Consider the following 14,186-nt stretch of genomic DNA (forward strand, 5'->3'; position numbering starts at 1 on the left):
ACCCGAGACAGAACCCCTCGTCACCCCTCGTCCTCTTCGTTCGGCTCCAGGGGGGCGAACCGACGCAGTTCATTGCCGCGGATCATCCACAGGCGGAAGAAGCCCTCCTCCTGATCCATCACCAGGAGCTGGACCTGGTTCGGCTCACGCCATGACGTCTCGAACACCCGTTGCCCAAGGGCGTCGAGGTCGGCATGGTTCAAGGCACCGGCCCACACCTCGCACTCGGGGTGCTTCCAACCGCCCCACGGGTTGCTCTCGACGTTGGTGATCGGCTTCAGGAACCCCACACCGCGAACCTCCGGCTGAGCACGCCTCGGTGCCTCGGTCCGCAACCACCGGCTCAGCGCCTCGACATTCGCAACGTCGTCCATGCCGACCGAGATCATCACGTTCGCCACCCAGCTCACAGCGGTCGTTGTACTCGAGCAGCCTCGGCCTCGCCAACGCTTTACGAGGGAGAACGCATCCACGGGTGCATGGCCAGGGCCAGCCCGATCCACGTACCGTCGTCCCGTGCGACATCGCCGCGCCGCACCCCGAGAGCGTAGACAACCGCCACGGTGTGCCGCCCATGGGCCTTGGCCGGACTGATCTAAATTGCCCACTTATGGGAGAAAACGGCGGAATCAGTCGTCGGCTGGTACTCAAGGCCATCCCCGTCGCCGGCCTGGTGGCGGCGCCCGGCGGCATCCTGGCCGGGCAACGCGCGGCGGCCGCGCCGACGGACTTTCCGCAGCCGCCCGTCTCGGCATCACGACCAGGACCCGCCGGGACATGGTCGGTGACCGAGCAGACGCTCGACGTCCGTTTCACGGACGTCGACATCCCGGGCTACGGCCGGGTCACCACCCGTACCTACAACGGGGCGATCCCCGGGCCGACGCTGCGGGTGCGCGGCGGGGACACCCTGTATCTGACGCACATCAACGGCCTGCCGCCCAACCCGCCCCACAGCGACGACCCCCACGCCCCGCACCACCCCAACAGCTTCAACCTGCACACCCACGGGATGCACGTCTCCCCGTCCGGATCGGCCGACAACGTCCTGCGCGAATTCGCCCCGCGCTCCGCCGACGAGGCCGCCGCGGGCGTTGCGGAGCCGCAGTACGTGACGGCCCTCCATGTCCCGGCCGACCACCCCGCCGGTACGTACTGGTACCACCCGCATCTGCACGGATCCACCGCCGAGCAGATCGTCGGAGGCATGGCCGGGGTGATCATCGTCGAAGGCGACGTGGACGAGGTCCCGGAGATCAGGCAGGCCGCCGACGTCGTCGTCTGTGTCAACGAACTCAAGCTCAAGGACGGCAGGGTCCCCGCCTTCACGTCGGGCGACTGGGTGGCCGGCGTTCCCTCCACCTTCACGGTCAACGGCACCGTCGACCCCACCATCCGGATGCGCCCCGGCGAGGTGCAGCGGTGGCGGCTGGTCGCCGCGACCGCGTTCAACGCCCTGCGCCTTCACATCACCGCCGACCCCGGCCGCCCGACGATGCACCAGATCGCGCAGGACGGCGTCACCTTCTCCGCACCCGTCGCCCGGAGCATCATGGAGATGACCATGGGCAACCGCGCCGACGTCCTGGTCCGCGCCGACGCGCCCGGCAGGTTCGAGCTGCGCGCCTTCTCGGTGCCCGGGCCGCTGATGACGATCGAGGTCGCGGGGGAGCCCGTCGAGCCGCCGATGGACCTGCCCGTCTCGCTGCCGCCGGGCAGGCCGTTCCTCGACGAGAGCGACATCACCGACCCCGACGCGGACCGGGAAGTCGTCTTCCACGCCGACCCGGGCGTCTTCCCCGGGGCGTTCCCCAACGCCATGCGCATGCTCGGCACCCACGCGACCCCCGCGGCGGACCCCGAGGGCGACCTCACCCGCGACCCCGCCTACGGGCTGTTCGATCCCGGGTTCACCAACCACACTCTGCGCCTCGGCACCGTCGAACGCTGGACCGTCCGCACCGACGAGACCGTGCCGGCGTTCAACCATCCCTTCCATCTGCACACCAACCAACTGCTCCTCACCCACCGCAACGGCGAACGGCTGGACCCGCCGGTCTGGCACGACACCATCGGCCTGGCCGGCGGCGAGCCCGGCGACTCCGCCACCTTCCTGGTCAGGTACGAGGACTTCACCGGCCGAGCCGTCGCCCACTGCCATCAACTGCACCACGAGGACCTGGGCATGATGCAGACCGTCGAGTACGTCGATCAGGCCGACGGGTAGACATGCCGACTGTCAGTGGACCTGCGGATAGCCGGTCTCGGAGATGTCCCGGGCCAGCTCCGTCAAGGTGACCTCTTCGTTCAGGGACGACACGAGTTCCTGGTCGAGCGGCCGCAGGGCGTACACGGCACTCACCGCCGCCAGGTCCACGGACACCTCGTAGTGGTCCTCGGCGAAGCGCTGGAACGCCTCGGGTGAGCGGTCGACGAGGAGGCGGAACAGGCTCGTGGCGGCATCGGAGTCGGGGTGGTCCGACGGAAAGCCGATCGTGCCGTGTCTCCACCGGTCGTCCGTCGTCCGCCGCCACAGGCAGGCCGTCACGACGGGCACACCGTACTCGTCGGTGAACGCGGGCTCCTCGACGAGGGCCTTGAAGACCTCGGGAACCTCGTCGATCACTCCGGGCCAGGGCTCGCCGTCGTGTCCGTACGGGCTCATCGGCGACTCATGGCCGAAGCCGCGGATGTAGGCCCCGGCCGGGGAGAACACGATGGAGTACTCGTCCCCCGAGCCGTTGCGCATCGAGGCCATCTCCTCGCCCTCGGCCCACGCGGCGTCGAAGGAGTGGTACCGGTTCTCCCACTCCGGGCTCAGGATCGCGTCCAGCATCGCGAGCGAACGGCAGAGGTCCCGGAGGCCGGGGATACCGGGAAGCCGGCGGGCTACGTCGTACACGGTCATGGGCCCATCCAAGCGGACGCCACTGACATCGACGGGCGGCCGCCGGTCGCCGGGCCTTTCAGGCCCGTCCAGGCTCCCGCGCGTGGCCGGATTCGCCCCGGACGGCGACCGCTGCCTCCGGCGGTCGGGTCAGTTCGGCCTGTCGCGGACGCGCCTGTAGCGCTCGAAGATCACGCGTGCGCCGAACGTCCTGGTCTCGACGAGGTCCAGCCGGACGGCCTCGGTGACCGGGGGCAGGTACGGGGTGCCGCCGCCGACCGCGATCGGGTAGCGGAACATGCGCAGTTCGTCGACCAGGCCGAGTTCGATCGCCGACGCGGCCAGGGCGGCGCCGCCGATCGAGACGTCCTTGTCGGTCGCGTCGAGTGCCGCGCCGACCTCCTCGGTCACCGACGTCCGGGCGAGCCTGGCGTTGCCCTCGACGCTGTCGAGCGTGCGGCTGAAGACGACCTTCGGGAGGGAGGCCCAGATGTCGGCGAACTCGGCCCTGCGTTCGCCGTCGCGCATCGAGGGATCCGTCTCCCACGGGAGCATGGACTCGTAGAGCCTGCGGCCGCACAGATAGGCGCCGAGTCCACGGACCTGCTCGACGTGGAAGCCGAACAGGTCCTCGCTGGGGGCGGTCCAGCCGAAGTCGCCCTCGCGGTCGGTGACGAAGCCGTCCACCGAGACGCTCATCGAGTAGATCAGCATGACGCCAGGCTCGACGCGGCGGAGCGGCGGACGGTGGTCGTGAAGAGGTTCGCCCTCGGGCCAGGCATCAGGATCTCCTACCTTTTGCGAGCTGATCCGTCATGGTCGGTGACCGGTCGCGCGTCGAGGACTCGTCGGTCGTGGGCAGGTCCGGGCGACCTGATCGTACGGCTGTCGCCGACGCCGGACCGGGATGCCGGTGGCGGCGGGCGGGTCTCGCGACAGGGGTGTCAGGGCGGCCCAGGGCGGGGCTGGTTCGGCGGGCGTCTCCAGGCACGGACCGCCGGCTTGCGGGCGGGTTCGCCGGCGCCTCCCGTGAACCCCGGCCCACATTCGAAGGCCAGTGTGGTTATGATCCTCCGCAGCAAGGCCGTAGCGCAGAGGTCGTCGCGCCCACGCATCGAGCTGGAGGACGTCGGTTCGAATCCGACCGGTCTTGCGTCTACTTGATGTCGACGCGGACGCCGGGCACCGGCGCAGGACCGGTGGAGTGGTGATGAACCAGCCGACAACGCCCGTACGCTGCCCCGCGATCGAACACCCGGACCTGCCGCTCGCCGACCCGGCGGCGCTCGGTCCCCTGGTGGCCCGCCTGGCCGACGCACGGCCCGTGACCGAGGACGAGACCTTCCCGCTCGGCACCCTGCGCGCCGACGGCCGCGTGGATCTGTGCAAGCAGGGGCTCGGCCCCGAGGGCGCCGCCCGGCTGCTGCCCGTCGCCGCCGCCTCCCCGCACGCCGCGCATCTGCTGCTGGGCACCAACTCCCTGGGCGACGCCGGTGTCCGGTCGGTGGCCGACGCGCTGGTGGCGGCCCGTGACGGCGGCACCCCGCACGGCGTCCGCACCCTCTACCTCGGCTGCAACCGCATCGGCCCGGACGGCGTGAACGCCCTCGCCGCGGCGCTCGACGACGACAGCGCGCCGCGCGCCCTGTGGCTCAAGCGCAACCCCGTCGGTGAGGCCGGGGCCCGCGCCCTCGCCGGGCTGCTGCGCCGTAACACCGGCCTGCGCACGCTCGACCTCTTCAACACCGGTCTCGGTGGCGCGGGCGTACGGCACTTGCTGGACGCCCTGCTCGACCGGGACGCCCCGCTCGAACGCCTCTTCATCGGCGGCAACGGGCTCACCCCCGCCGACGCGCCGCTGCTCGCCGCCCTCGTCCGGGACGCCGGTGTCCGCGAGCTGTACCTGACGGCCAACCACCTCGGCGACGAGGGCACCGCCGTGCTGGCCGCCGCGACCGACGCGGCACGGCCCGTCCGGCTCGGCCTCGGCGGCAACGGCATCGGCCCCGACGGGGCCCGCGCCCTCGCCGACGCGCTCGACGGCATCGAGACCCTCGACCTCGGCCGGGCCATGTCCGAGCGCAGCCTCGGCGCCCCCGGCAACGCCACCGGCGACGAGGGCGCCCACGCCCTGGCCACCGCCCTGCCGGGCAGCCCGCTGCGCCGCCTCGAACTGCGCCACACCGGCATCACGGGGCGCGGCGCCAAGACCCTGCTCGCCGCCCTGCCCGACGGGCACCGCCTCGAGTACGTCGGTCTCGGCCCCGGCCTGCCGCGCCGGGTCAAGCGGTCGTTCACCGAGCGGCTGTGCCCCGCCCGGCCCACCCACCCCGACGTACGCGCGATAGGCAGCCTGTACCGATGAACCCGCAGCCGGTGTCACCCGCGGCCCTCTCGCCCGACGACGCCTCCGCCTGGGCCCGCGTCCGCCGCTACGCCGTCCCGCGCCGGATGATCGAGGCCGCCACGCAGGCACGGCTGGCCGGGGACTGGCGTGCCGCCTGCGCCGCGGCCGCGCTGGACGTGCCCGACGGTCTCGACCCGGAACGCGTCGCCGCCGAGTACGGCCCCGAGGCCGCCGCCCGAGTCGCCGACGACCTGCTCCATCTGGTCCCGGACCTGCTGCGCTGGCATCTGCCGCGCGCCCTCGGCGGCCACACCACACTCGCCCCCGCCCGGCGTGTCGTCCTCGCCTCGTACGGCACCCTCGGCCCGGTGCTGTCGGTGACCACGACCCCGATGCTGGAAGGCCCCCAGCGGCTGCGCCTGCACATCGGGCCCGCCGTACCGCCCGGGAAGGACCGGCTGCACGGGCTGACGTACACCACCGAGGACTGGACGGCGGCCCGGCGCTTCTGGGACGCCCGCCGCACCGGCGAACTCCGTTACAGCGCGGGCCCGGTGGGCTGCGACCGGCTGCCGTTCCTGCGCCCGGACGGCACCCCGCTCGCCCCGGGGGAACTGCCGGCCGAGGACCCGGGCGACAACGACCCGGCCGCGCACGCCGAGTGGGTCGCCCTGCTCCAGTCCCGTGGCGCCCATGTGGAGGCGTACGCGGCGGCCGGGCTCGACCTCGACCTCACCACGCCGCCCCGGGGCCCTCGTTCCTACCGGGACCTGGACGTGGCCGAGCTGGTCACCCGCGTCTCCCCCGACCTGACCCGCATGTCCCCGGAGATCCGGCTCCTCGAACGCGCCGGACGCGGCCCGGTGTTCCGCCTCCCTGTCGGCTGGCAGGGCCATCTGCGGTTCGAACTCGCCCCCGGCGAGGCCGGGACCGCGAAGGTGCGCGTCAGCGGACGGGACCGCGGTCAGGAGGACGACGTCCCGATGCTGCCCTCGTACGTCTGGCAGCGACTGCCCGACATCGGGCTGCTGCGCGGCGGCCGGGTCCGGCCCGAGGAACTGCACCCGCTGGTCGCCGCCGCCCTGTTCCCGAAGTCCGGGCCCGCCGTCGGTCCGTCCGGCCCGGCGGTGCCCGCACCGGTCCGGGTCCGCTGCGGCCGGGACTGGCACGAGGTCGTCTCCCGGGACGGTGCCCTGGACATCCCGCACTCCCCGCAGGAGCAGCAGCGCGAACTCGCCCTGCGCGCCTTCGGCGGGAAGGTGACCGGCTGCTTCGCCGCCCGGCACGCCTGGACCAGCGGCGAGGGACGGCTGCCGCGCGCGCTGCGCGACCAGCGGCGCGAGCTGTTCCTGCACGTCCAGCACGGCGACACCGCCGCCGTGCTGGACCTGCTCGACGCCGGTACGGACCCGCATGTGCGCGACGGCCGGGGACGCGGTCTGCTCCACCTCCTGCACCTGCTCGACCACCGTGAGCTGCTGCCGCGGCTGCTGGCCGCCGGGCTGGACCTGGAGGCGCACGACAAGACGGACCGCACACCGCTGCAGAACGCCGTCCACAGCGGCGGATCGGCCGCTCTGGTCAAGGACTTCATCGCCGCCGGTGCCCGCATCGACGTGATCGACGAGATGGAGCTGTCCCTCGCCCAGGTCGTGCGCCGCTACGAGCGCACCGACCTGATGTTCCTGCGCCGCCGCGTGCTCGACGAACACCCCGGCATCGGCTCCGAGTGGTTCGACGACTACATGAGCGAGCGGGACTCCGAGCCCGACTGGGACGAGGACGACATGCCGCCTCCCGAGGACGAGGACCCGCACGCATGACCACTTCCCCCGCCGTGCCCGCGGCCCTCGCGGCGGCCGACGCGCTGAACGCCCGTCTGCGCGTCACCCGCAGCGAGTCGGCGGGCAACACCCAACTGGAGGCGCTCGCACTGGCGGTGACGGCCAATCAGCCCGTCCTGCTGTGGGGTGAGCCGGGCATCGGCAAGTCCGCCGGCATGGAACAGCTCGCCGACGCACTCGGCGTCCGCCTGGAGACGGTCGTCGCCAGCGTCCACGAGCCGTCGGACTTCGCCGGGCTGCCGATCGTGGGCGACGACCCGGCCGCCTCGGGTGTGCCGATGGCCCCGCCGGACTGGGCCGTGCGTCTGGCCCGTACCGGACACGGGCTGCTGTTCTTCGACGAGTTGTCCTCGGCGCCGCCCGCCGTGCAGGCCGCCCTGCTGCGCGTCGTCCTGGAACGCCGGGTCGGCAGCCTGGTCCTGCCCGAGTCGGTACGGATCGTCGCCGCCGCCAACCCGCCCTCCAGCGCGGCCGACGGCTGGCACCTCACCCCGCCGCTCGCCAACCGCTTCGTCCACCTCGACTGGACGCACGACCCGCGCACCGTCGCCCGCGGCATGGCGGGCACCTGGCCCGAGACCGTGCTGCCCAGGGTGGACCCGGCGCGGGCGCCCGGCGCGGTGGCCCGTGCCCGCGGTGTGATCTCCGGCTTCCTCACCGCCCGGCCCGGTCTGGTGCACCACATGCCGAAGGAGGCCGAGGGCCGCGGCCGCGCCTGGCCCTCGCCGCGCACCTGGGAGATGGCGCTGCGGCTGCTCGCCGCCGGTTACGCCTCCGGCGCCGGACACGAGGCGCAGGCCGCCGCCGTGACGGGCGCGGTCGGCGACGCCGCGGGTATCGAGCTGCTGTCGTACCTGGAGAACCTCGACCTGCCCGACCCCGACCGGGTGCTCGCCGACCCGTCCGCCTTCGCGCTGCCCGAGCGCGGTGACCGGCAGCTGGCGTTCCTCATCGCCGTGGTCGCCGCCGTGCAGAGCGAGCCCACCCTGCCCCGCTGGGAGGCGGGCTGGGAGGTCCTCGCCAAGGCCGTGGACGCCGGGGTGCCGGACGTGGCCGCGCGGGCCGCCCGCGACCTCGCCGTGATGCGCGAGCCGGACTGGCCGATCCCGCCGGGCATCGACGCCTTCCTGGAACTGCTGCAGCTGGCCGGCGCCCTGCCGGGCGCGCGCTGACCGGCCGCCCCGTGACCGCCACCGGGGGCCCGGCCGGGGAACTGGACCGCGCCAAGCTGCTGGCCGCCCGCTACAAGGCGGCCGAGGCACGCCCGTACCTGGCCTCGGCCCTGTACGCGCTCACCGTCGTGGCCTCGCGGCAGGTGCGCACGATGGCCGTCGACCGGTACTGGCGCTGCTACGTCGCGCCGGAGTTCGTCGAGGCCACCGACGTCGAGGACCTGGCCGGGGTGTGGATCCACGAGGCCGCGCACCTGCTGCGCGACCATCACGGCCGGGCCGACCGGCTGCCGGCGGCCGACCAGCGCGACCGGCTGCGGGTGAACATCGCCCAGGACTGCGAGATCAACGACGACCTCCTGTCCGACGGGCTGCGGCTGCCCGAAGGACGCATGGAGCCGCGCCTGTTCGGGCTGCTCGAGGGCGAGCTCTTCGAGGGCTACCTGCCCGGCATACCGCCCTCTCCCCCGCACCACGTGGACTGCGGGTCCGGCGCGCACGGGGTGCCCGCGCCCTGGGACCTGGGACAGAGCGGTGACGGCGTGGCCGGGCTCGGCCCCGTCGAGGCCGAGGCGCTGCGCCGGCAGACCGCCCAGGCCGTCCGCGCCCACCAGCGCTCCCGGGGATCGGTACCGGCGGGCTGGCGGCGCTGGGCGGAGGAGGTCCTGGAACCCACCGTCGACTGGCGCAAGGCGCTGACCGGGGCCGTCCGCGAGGCCGCCGCCTGGGCGGGCGGCGCCGTCGACTACACCTACCGCCGCCCCTCGCGCCGCACTCCCGCCCTGGGCGGCCGCGTGGTGCTGCCCAGCCTGCGCCGGCCGCTGCCGCGCGTGGCGATCGTCGTCGACACCTCCGGCTCGATGGGCGACGACGACCTGGCCGCCGCGCTGGCCGAGGTGTCCGGTGTGCTGCGCGAGGTGGGCGTCGGCGGCAACCGGGTCGCCGTCCTCGCGTGCGACGCCGACGTACAGGCCGTCGCCCGGGTGTCGGCCGTGTCCGAGGTGGAACTCGCGGGCGGCGGCGGGACGGACATGACCGTGGGCATCCGTACCGCGCTCGCCGCGCCCGAACCCCCGCAGATCGTCGTCGTCCTCACCGACGGGTACACGCCCTGGCCCGCGGAGCCCGTGTCCTGCCGGCTCATCGTGGCGCTGATCGGCGAGGACGCCCCGCAGCCGCCCGCCTGGGCGGAGACCGTACGGATCACCCCGGTCGGCTGACCGACCGCGACCACGTCCTCCGTCACGCGTCCGCCACGCGCGACGAGCGCCGCGACGGCGAACGCGCAGGCACCACCACACCCGGCCAGGGAGCGAGCGGGTAGTAGCCCTCCTGCGGCAGCCCCGCCCCGGTCACGTGGGCGTGGTCCGGCACGCTCTGCCGAACGGCGAAGCCAGCTGCCGACGTCACGCGCGGCAGCCGCAACACCGGGCCGGTCGTCCGCCCCGAGGAGGTTTGGCGGGCGTTCCAGCCGTTCCGCCGCGTCGGCCGGGAGCGTGGCACGCCGACGGCCATGGGCTCCGGCCGGCCGTCGTCCGTGCCGTCGCGGACGCGCACCGGGCCGGACTCAGCGCGCACACCCGGCCGGAGGGCGGCCTCGACATCGAGGTCGCCCTTCCGTCCGCGCCCGAGCCATGAGCCCCGCCTGTCCGCCCGGGATCAGTGACTTCGGCCCCAGTCCAGGCGGTCGGCCAGGCCCGCTTCGCCGAAGGCCGCCGCCAGTTCGTCGCCGCCCTCGGTGAAGTGGGCCCAGCTGTCGTAGTGGACCGGAACCACGCGGCGGGCCCCGAGTATCCGAGCGGCCTCGGCGGCCTGGGCGCTGTCCAGGACGATGCACCGGCCGTCGAAGAGAACCGGGAAGCGCGGCGCGCCCGCGAAGAGTACGGCGGTGTCGACCGGGCCGAAGCGGGCGGCGATCTCCTGCACCGCGTCGAGCGAGGCGTTGTCGCCGCTGACGTAGACGGTGGGCAGGCCCTCGCCGGTGAGGACGAAGCCCACGACCTGCCCGAGGACGCTCTCGACCTCCTCACGCGGGCCGGGTCCGTGGATCGCGGGGACGCCGGTCACGGTCAGCGTGCCGCCGTCGGGGCGCTCCAGTTCGACGGACTCCCAGTCGGCCAGACCCTTCGCCTTCCCGCCGAGCCGCTGCCCGCCGCCCGGGGTGGTGAGGGTGAGGGGCACGCCGGCGAGCAGGGCGCGGCCGGAGGTGTCGAGGTTGTCGGCGTGTTCGTCGTGCGAGAGGAGGACCACGTCGACGGGGCCGAGTTCGGCGGGGTCGGCGGTGGAGGGCGCGGTCTTGGTGAGGACGGGAGGGTAGTCGCCGGGGCCGTCGAAGGTCGGGTCGGTCAGAAAGCGCAGGCCGCCGTACTCGAACAGGGCGGTCGGGCCGCCGAAGGCGCGGACCGGGAACTGATCGGCCGCCGCCGTCGCCGCCGGGAGAGAAGAGTCGGCCGCTGCCGGGAGAGAAGACACGAAGCACACACCTCACGGATAGATTCGCTTGAACCGTGAGATGACCGTAGTTCTTTCTCACGGATAAGCGCAAGCCGTACCATGAGGTCCATGAACGAGCCCGCGACGGAAGAACCCGTGCTGCCGCCCGCGCAGGGCGAGGAGGAACACCCCTCCCTCGCCCTGGCCAACAGCGCGATCGCGCTGCCCGGCGGCCACACGGTCGACCTCCTGGGCACTCCCCCGCAGGCGAACCGGTGGCTGACCGCGCGCGGGCTCGCGCCCGTCGACATCGGCATGCAGGACATGTGCGCGGCACAACTGCGCTCGCTGCGCGAACAGATCAGGTCACTGCTGTCCGCCTACGCGGCCGGGGTTCCCGCCCTCCCCGCCGCCGTCATGGCCGTGAACGACGCCATGACCCGTGTCTCCACCACGTACGTGCTGCGCTGGGACGACAAGACCGGCCCCTACCGCGCCACCCCGCACCCCACCACCGAGATCGTCGACCACGCCCTCGCCACCCTGGCCGGCGACGCCGCCGACCTGCTCACCGGCCCCGACGCCGAACGCCTCACCGCCTGCGGCTCCGCCCCCTGCAACCGCTACCTGCTGCGCCACGGCCGCCGCCAGTGGTGCTCCACCCGCTGCGGCGACCGCGCCCGCGCGGCCCGCGCCTACGCCCGCCGGACCACCTGACCCCACGACGGCGGACGGGCGGCTCGCCGATGCGGGCTCAGGCCTCGTCGAAGGGTTCGTCGCTCCATCTGAACCAGGCGTGTGCCTCGCTGACGTGCAGGAGGAACTCCGCGACAGGGCCCGACGGGGCGACCAGCGTCAAGGCGTTCGCGATCCGGTCGTAGGACGCGTCGAACCGCTCGTACTCCTCCGCCTCCAGGAGAGCCAGGGTCTCGTCGAACCACGGCTTCACCTCTCCGAACGCCGGCGCCGGAACGAAACGTCCGCTCAGCCAGGGGAAGTCGGCCTCTTCGATCACGATCTCGCCGAGCAACTCCTCCTGGCGCATGAGTCGCCAGACATCACCGTCGAAACCCATCCGGGCGCCCTCCGTTCACCTGCTCGGCCGTCGGCAGCCTCTCACGCGGGACTGACAACGGCGCGGGAGCGTGCGCGTCCCGACCGGGTCGGCTGCCGTCGTGCCGTCCGGCACCGGATGCGGCGTCGGGGGCTTGCTCTCAGTCCTTCCGTACCTGGTCATAGCGTCCCAGGTAGCGGAACGCGCCGTCGCGGGTCTCGTAGAGGAAGCCCGAGTTCTCCGCGACGAGGAGGCGGGTTCCCGGGTCGAAGCTGATCGGTTTGGCCACGCCCTCATAGCGCTGGCGGAACACCGCCTCGGCGAGGACGCCGCGGCCCGCCTGGTCCTCCTGGTCGTCGCCGGCCAGTCCGGTGAGCGTCTGCGCGAGCAGGCCCACGGCGTCGTACGCCTCGGCCGACCAGGGCGCCGGCTGCGCGCCCCAGCGTTCGCGGTGGGCGGTGGCGAACCGGGCGGCGGGGCCGGAGGTGGCCGCGGTCGTGGCGGTGCGGGCGGAGCCGAAGACCCAGCCCTCGGCGGCGTCCTTCGCCTCGCTGAGGAAGACCGGGTCCATGACCTGGTCGACCGTCACCTTCGCCCCGGTGAAGCGCGCGTCGGCCAGTTGCCGGGCGACCTGGGCGGCGCGCTCGGGCGATGTACCGGCGTAGACGATCCCGCCGGGGCGTGTGGCCAGCGCCGCGGCGACGGCTGCCGTGACGTCGTCCCCGGCGTCCACGGGGTGCACCGTGGTCGTCCCCTCCGAGGGCGGCGCCTCCATCAGGTCGGCGGTCAGGCCCTCGGCGACCGTGCCGCCCGCGCGATCCCGTACGACGGCGACCCGGCTCACCGAGCGCACGCCCGCCAGGTAGTACAGCACAGGCATCGCCTGCATCGCCTGGGTCGCCCGGGTCACGTACAGGGTGGGTTTCGCCAGCGGTGACAGGCCGCCGCCGTCGCAGGACACCAGCACCATCGCCGCCCCGGCCGCCGTGTACACCGGCTCGGCGGCGGTCAGGGTCGCCTCGGACATGGGGCCGATCACGGCCGCGACGGGGGACGCGCCGGACAGCAGCCCCCGGGCGGCGGCGGCGGCCCGGCCCGCCTCACCACGGTCGTCGGCCGGGCGCAGCGCGAGCCTGAACGGCACACCGGAACGGGCGTTGTGGTCCTCCACGGCGAGCAGGGCACCCCGGCGGGTCGCCTCCCCCGTGGCCTTGCCGGGGCCGGTGAGGTCGGCGTGCAGCCCGAGTGTGTACAGGGGGCGGGTGTCCTCCTTCCCGGACGAACGGCGGCTGAGGAACACCCCGGCCGCCGTGCCGGACACCGCGAGCGATACGGCTCCCGCGCCGCCCGCCAGCAGAAACCGGCGGCGCGCGGTCACGGGCCGGGCGGTGACGGGGTGCTCCGCGACTGTCGGCGCCGTCGCCTGGTGGGCGCGCGGCGGTGGGTCGAGGGCGCGCGCGGCGCGGTCGGCGACCAGTCGCAGGACTGTGGGAGGGAGCCAGTCGGTTGCTGCGGCGTCGGGGCCCGGGGGTGCGTCCGCGGGAGCGTCGGCGGTCGCCCCTGTCCCGGTCGGGACCCGGTCCGGTCCCGCCGCCGATCCCCAGACCCCCGAGCGGCGCGGGTCGGGAGTGGGTCGCGTGGCCGACAGCGCCTCCGCGAACTCGGGCGCCGTGGGCCGGGCGGCGGCGTCGCGCGACAGGCAGCGCGAGACCATCTCCCGTGCCGACGACGGCAGTTGACGCAGTCCGTCGAGATCGGGCTCCTCGTGCAGCGTGCGGTAGAGGACGGCGAGCGCGTCGCCCGCGCCGAAGGGGGGCCGGCCGCTCACGGCGTACGCCAGCACACAGCCGAGGGAGAACATGTCGCTCGGCGGTCCGACCTCACCGCCGTACTGCCGGGCCTGTTCGGGCGAGAGGTAGCCGGGTGTGCCGACGATGGTGTCCGCGGAGGTGAGCGCGGTCGCTCCGGCGCCCCGCACGATGCCGAAGTCGATCAGCCGCGGGCCGTCACGGGTCAGCAGCAGGTTGCCCGGCTTCACGTCCCGGTGCACGAGGCCGGCGGTGTGCAGTTCGGCCAGGGTCTCGGCAAGCCGTGCGCCGAGGGTCAGGACCGAGACGACGGGCAGCGGTCCGCACGCCGTGACCGCCTCCGACAGGGACGGGCCCGCCACGAAGTCAGTGGTCAGCCAGGGTTCCCTGGCCTCGGCGTCGGCCGCCCGCACCGGCACCGTCCAGCGCCCGGTGAGCCGTCCGGCGAGCGCGGCCTCGCGGCGGAACCGGGCACGGAAGGTCGGGTCGGCGGCGTGTTCCGCGCGAATCACCTTCAGGGCGACGAGTTCACCGGTGCCGGTGCGGGCCAGGTAGACGACTCCCATGCCGCCCGCGCCGAGCCGGGCGAGCAGTCGGTGCCCGCCGATCTCGACCGGGTCGTCCGCTCGTAGCGCGTGCAT

The 14,186-nt window shown here is 73.8% G+C and carries 12 protein-coding genes and 1 pseudogene; 7 read left to right on the top strand and 6 right to left on the bottom strand.

What is annotated here, in order from left to right; all coding sequences use genetic code 11:
• Positions 1-20 precede the first annotated feature (20 nt).
• On the bottom strand, positions 21-410 hold the full coding sequence (locus ACFYR0_RS12300) for a squamosa promoter-binding protein 15 (protein ID WP_389325367.1): 390 nt from the start codon (positions 408-410) through the stop codon (positions 21-23).
• Positions 411-610: 200 nt separating this feature from the next.
• Here ACFYR0_RS12300 and ACFYR0_RS12305 point away from each other — a divergent pair, with 200 nt between their 5' ends.
• Entirely contained in the window at positions 611-2,227 is a 1,617-nt protein-coding gene (locus ACFYR0_RS12305) for a multicopper oxidase family protein (protein ID WP_389325369.1), read from the top strand.
• 12 nt (positions 2,228-2,239) lie between these two features.
• Here the strand turns inward: ACFYR0_RS12305 and ACFYR0_RS12310 are convergent, their stop codons facing one another.
• Positions 2,240-2,908: a hypothetical protein gene (locus ACFYR0_RS12310; RefSeq protein WP_389325372.1), complete on the bottom strand. Its 669-nt coding sequence runs from the start codon at positions 2,906-2,908 to the stop codon at positions 2,240-2,242.
• Positions 2,909-3,037: 129 nt separating this feature from the next.
• Complete coding sequence (locus ACFYR0_RS12315) at positions 3,038-3,601, bottom strand: dihydrofolate reductase family protein (RefSeq protein WP_389325375.1); 564 nt, start codon at positions 3,599-3,601, stop codon at positions 3,038-3,040.
• A gap of 366 nt (positions 3,602-3,967) precedes the next feature.
• Between ACFYR0_RS12315 and ACFYR0_RS12320 the strand changes: the two are divergent.
• The 5 genes and pseudogenes from ACFYR0_RS12320 (at position 3,968) to ACFYR0_RS12340 (ending at position 9,470) form a co-directional block, all read left to right on the top strand.
• Positions 3,968-4,040 (top strand): annotated as a pseudogene (locus ACFYR0_RS12320).
• 57 nt (positions 4,041-4,097) lie between these two features.
• Positions 4,098-5,252, top strand: a complete 1,155-nt coding sequence (locus ACFYR0_RS12325) for a gala protein (protein ID WP_389325378.1) — start codon at positions 4,098-4,100, stop codon at positions 5,250-5,252.
• Positions 5,249-7,057, top strand: a complete 1,809-nt coding sequence (locus tag ACFYR0_RS12330) for an ankyrin repeat domain-containing protein (protein WP_389325381.1) — start codon at positions 5,249-5,251, stop codon at positions 7,055-7,057. Before ACFYR0_RS12325 ends, ACFYR0_RS12330 begins: the two co-directional genes overlap by 4 nt.
• On the top strand, positions 7,054-8,250 hold the full coding sequence (locus ACFYR0_RS12335; RefSeq protein WP_389325384.1) for an AAA family ATPase: 1,197 nt from the start codon (positions 7,054-7,056) through the stop codon (positions 8,248-8,250). Before ACFYR0_RS12330 ends, ACFYR0_RS12335 begins: the two co-directional genes overlap by 4 nt.
• Before the next feature lie 11 nt (positions 8,251-8,261).
• Complete coding sequence (locus tag ACFYR0_RS12340; protein ID WP_389325387.1) at positions 8,262-9,470, top strand: VWA-like domain-containing protein; 1,209 nt, start codon at positions 8,262-8,264, stop codon at positions 9,468-9,470.
• A 439-nt stretch (positions 9,471-9,909) separates the two neighbouring features.
• Here the strand turns inward: ACFYR0_RS12340 and ACFYR0_RS12345 are convergent, their stop codons facing one another.
• Positions 9,910-10,722: an MBL fold metallo-hydrolase gene (locus tag ACFYR0_RS12345; RefSeq protein WP_389325390.1), complete on the bottom strand. Its 813-nt coding sequence runs from the start codon at positions 10,720-10,722 to the stop codon at positions 9,910-9,912.
• A 90-nt stretch (positions 10,723-10,812) separates the two neighbouring features.
• Between ACFYR0_RS12345 and ACFYR0_RS12350 the strand changes: the two genes are divergently transcribed.
• Positions 10,813-11,400: a CGNR zinc finger domain-containing protein gene (locus ACFYR0_RS12350; RefSeq protein WP_389325393.1), complete on the top strand. Its 588-nt coding sequence runs from the start codon at positions 10,813-10,815 to the stop codon at positions 11,398-11,400.
• 37 nt (positions 11,401-11,437) lie between these two features.
• Here ACFYR0_RS12350 and ACFYR0_RS12355 read toward each other — a convergent pair whose 3' ends face one another.
• Both ACFYR0_RS12355 and ACFYR0_RS12360 read right to left on the bottom strand, forming a co-directional pair.
• Positions 11,438-11,758 carry a hypothetical protein gene (locus tag ACFYR0_RS12355; protein WP_389325395.1) on the bottom strand — a complete coding sequence of 107 codons (321 nt, stop codon included), beginning with the start codon at positions 11,756-11,758 and terminating at the stop codon, positions 11,438-11,440.
• A 139-nt stretch (positions 11,759-11,897) separates the two neighbouring features.
• The gene (locus ACFYR0_RS12360; protein ID WP_389325398.1) at positions 11,898-14,186 is read right to left on the bottom strand and encodes a bifunctional serine/threonine-protein kinase/ABC transporter substrate-binding protein; all 2,289 of its coding nucleotides are present in this window, start codon (positions 14,184-14,186) and stop codon (positions 11,898-11,900) included.

Origin of the sequence: Streptomyces sp. NPDC005017 (genome assembly GCF_042873115.1) — a bacterium.
GTDB lineage: Bacteria > Actinomycetota > Actinomycetes > Streptomycetales > Streptomycetaceae > Streptomyces.

Excerpts from the sequence above, each read along its gene's own strand:
- ACFYR0_RS12305 (WP_389325369.1), top strand. The coding sequence starts at position 611 with ATGGGAGAAAACGGCGGAATCAGTCGTCGGCTGGTACTCAAGGCCATC.
- ACFYR0_RS12350 (WP_389325393.1), top strand. The coding sequence starts at position 10,813 with ATGAACGAGCCCGCGACGGAAGAACCCGTGCTGCCGCCCGCGCAGGGC.
- ACFYR0_RS12315 (WP_389325375.1), bottom strand. The coding sequence starts at position 3,601 with ATGCTGATCTACTCGATGAGCGTCTCGGTGGACGGCTTCGTCACCGAC.
- ACFYR0_RS12335 (WP_389325384.1), top strand. The coding sequence starts at position 7,054 with ATGACCACTTCCCCCGCCGTGCCCGCGGCCCTCGCGGCGGCCGACGCG.
- ACFYR0_RS12325 (WP_389325378.1), top strand. The coding sequence starts at position 4,098 with ATGAACCAGCCGACAACGCCCGTACGCTGCCCCGCGATCGAACACCCG.
- ACFYR0_RS12355 (WP_389325395.1), bottom strand. The coding sequence starts at position 11,758 with ATGGGTTTCGACGGTGATGTCTGGCGACTCATGCGCCAGGAGGAGTTG.
- ACFYR0_RS12310 (WP_389325372.1), bottom strand. The coding sequence starts at position 2,908 with ATGACCGTGTACGACGTAGCCCGCCGGCTTCCCGGTATCCCCGGCCTC.
- ACFYR0_RS12330 (WP_389325381.1), top strand. The coding sequence starts at position 5,249 with ATGAACCCGCAGCCGGTGTCACCCGCGGCCCTCTCGCCCGACGACGCC.
- ACFYR0_RS12360 (WP_389325398.1), bottom strand. The coding sequence starts at position 14,186 with ATGCACGCGCTACGAGCGGACGACCCGGTCGAGATCGGCGGGCACCGA.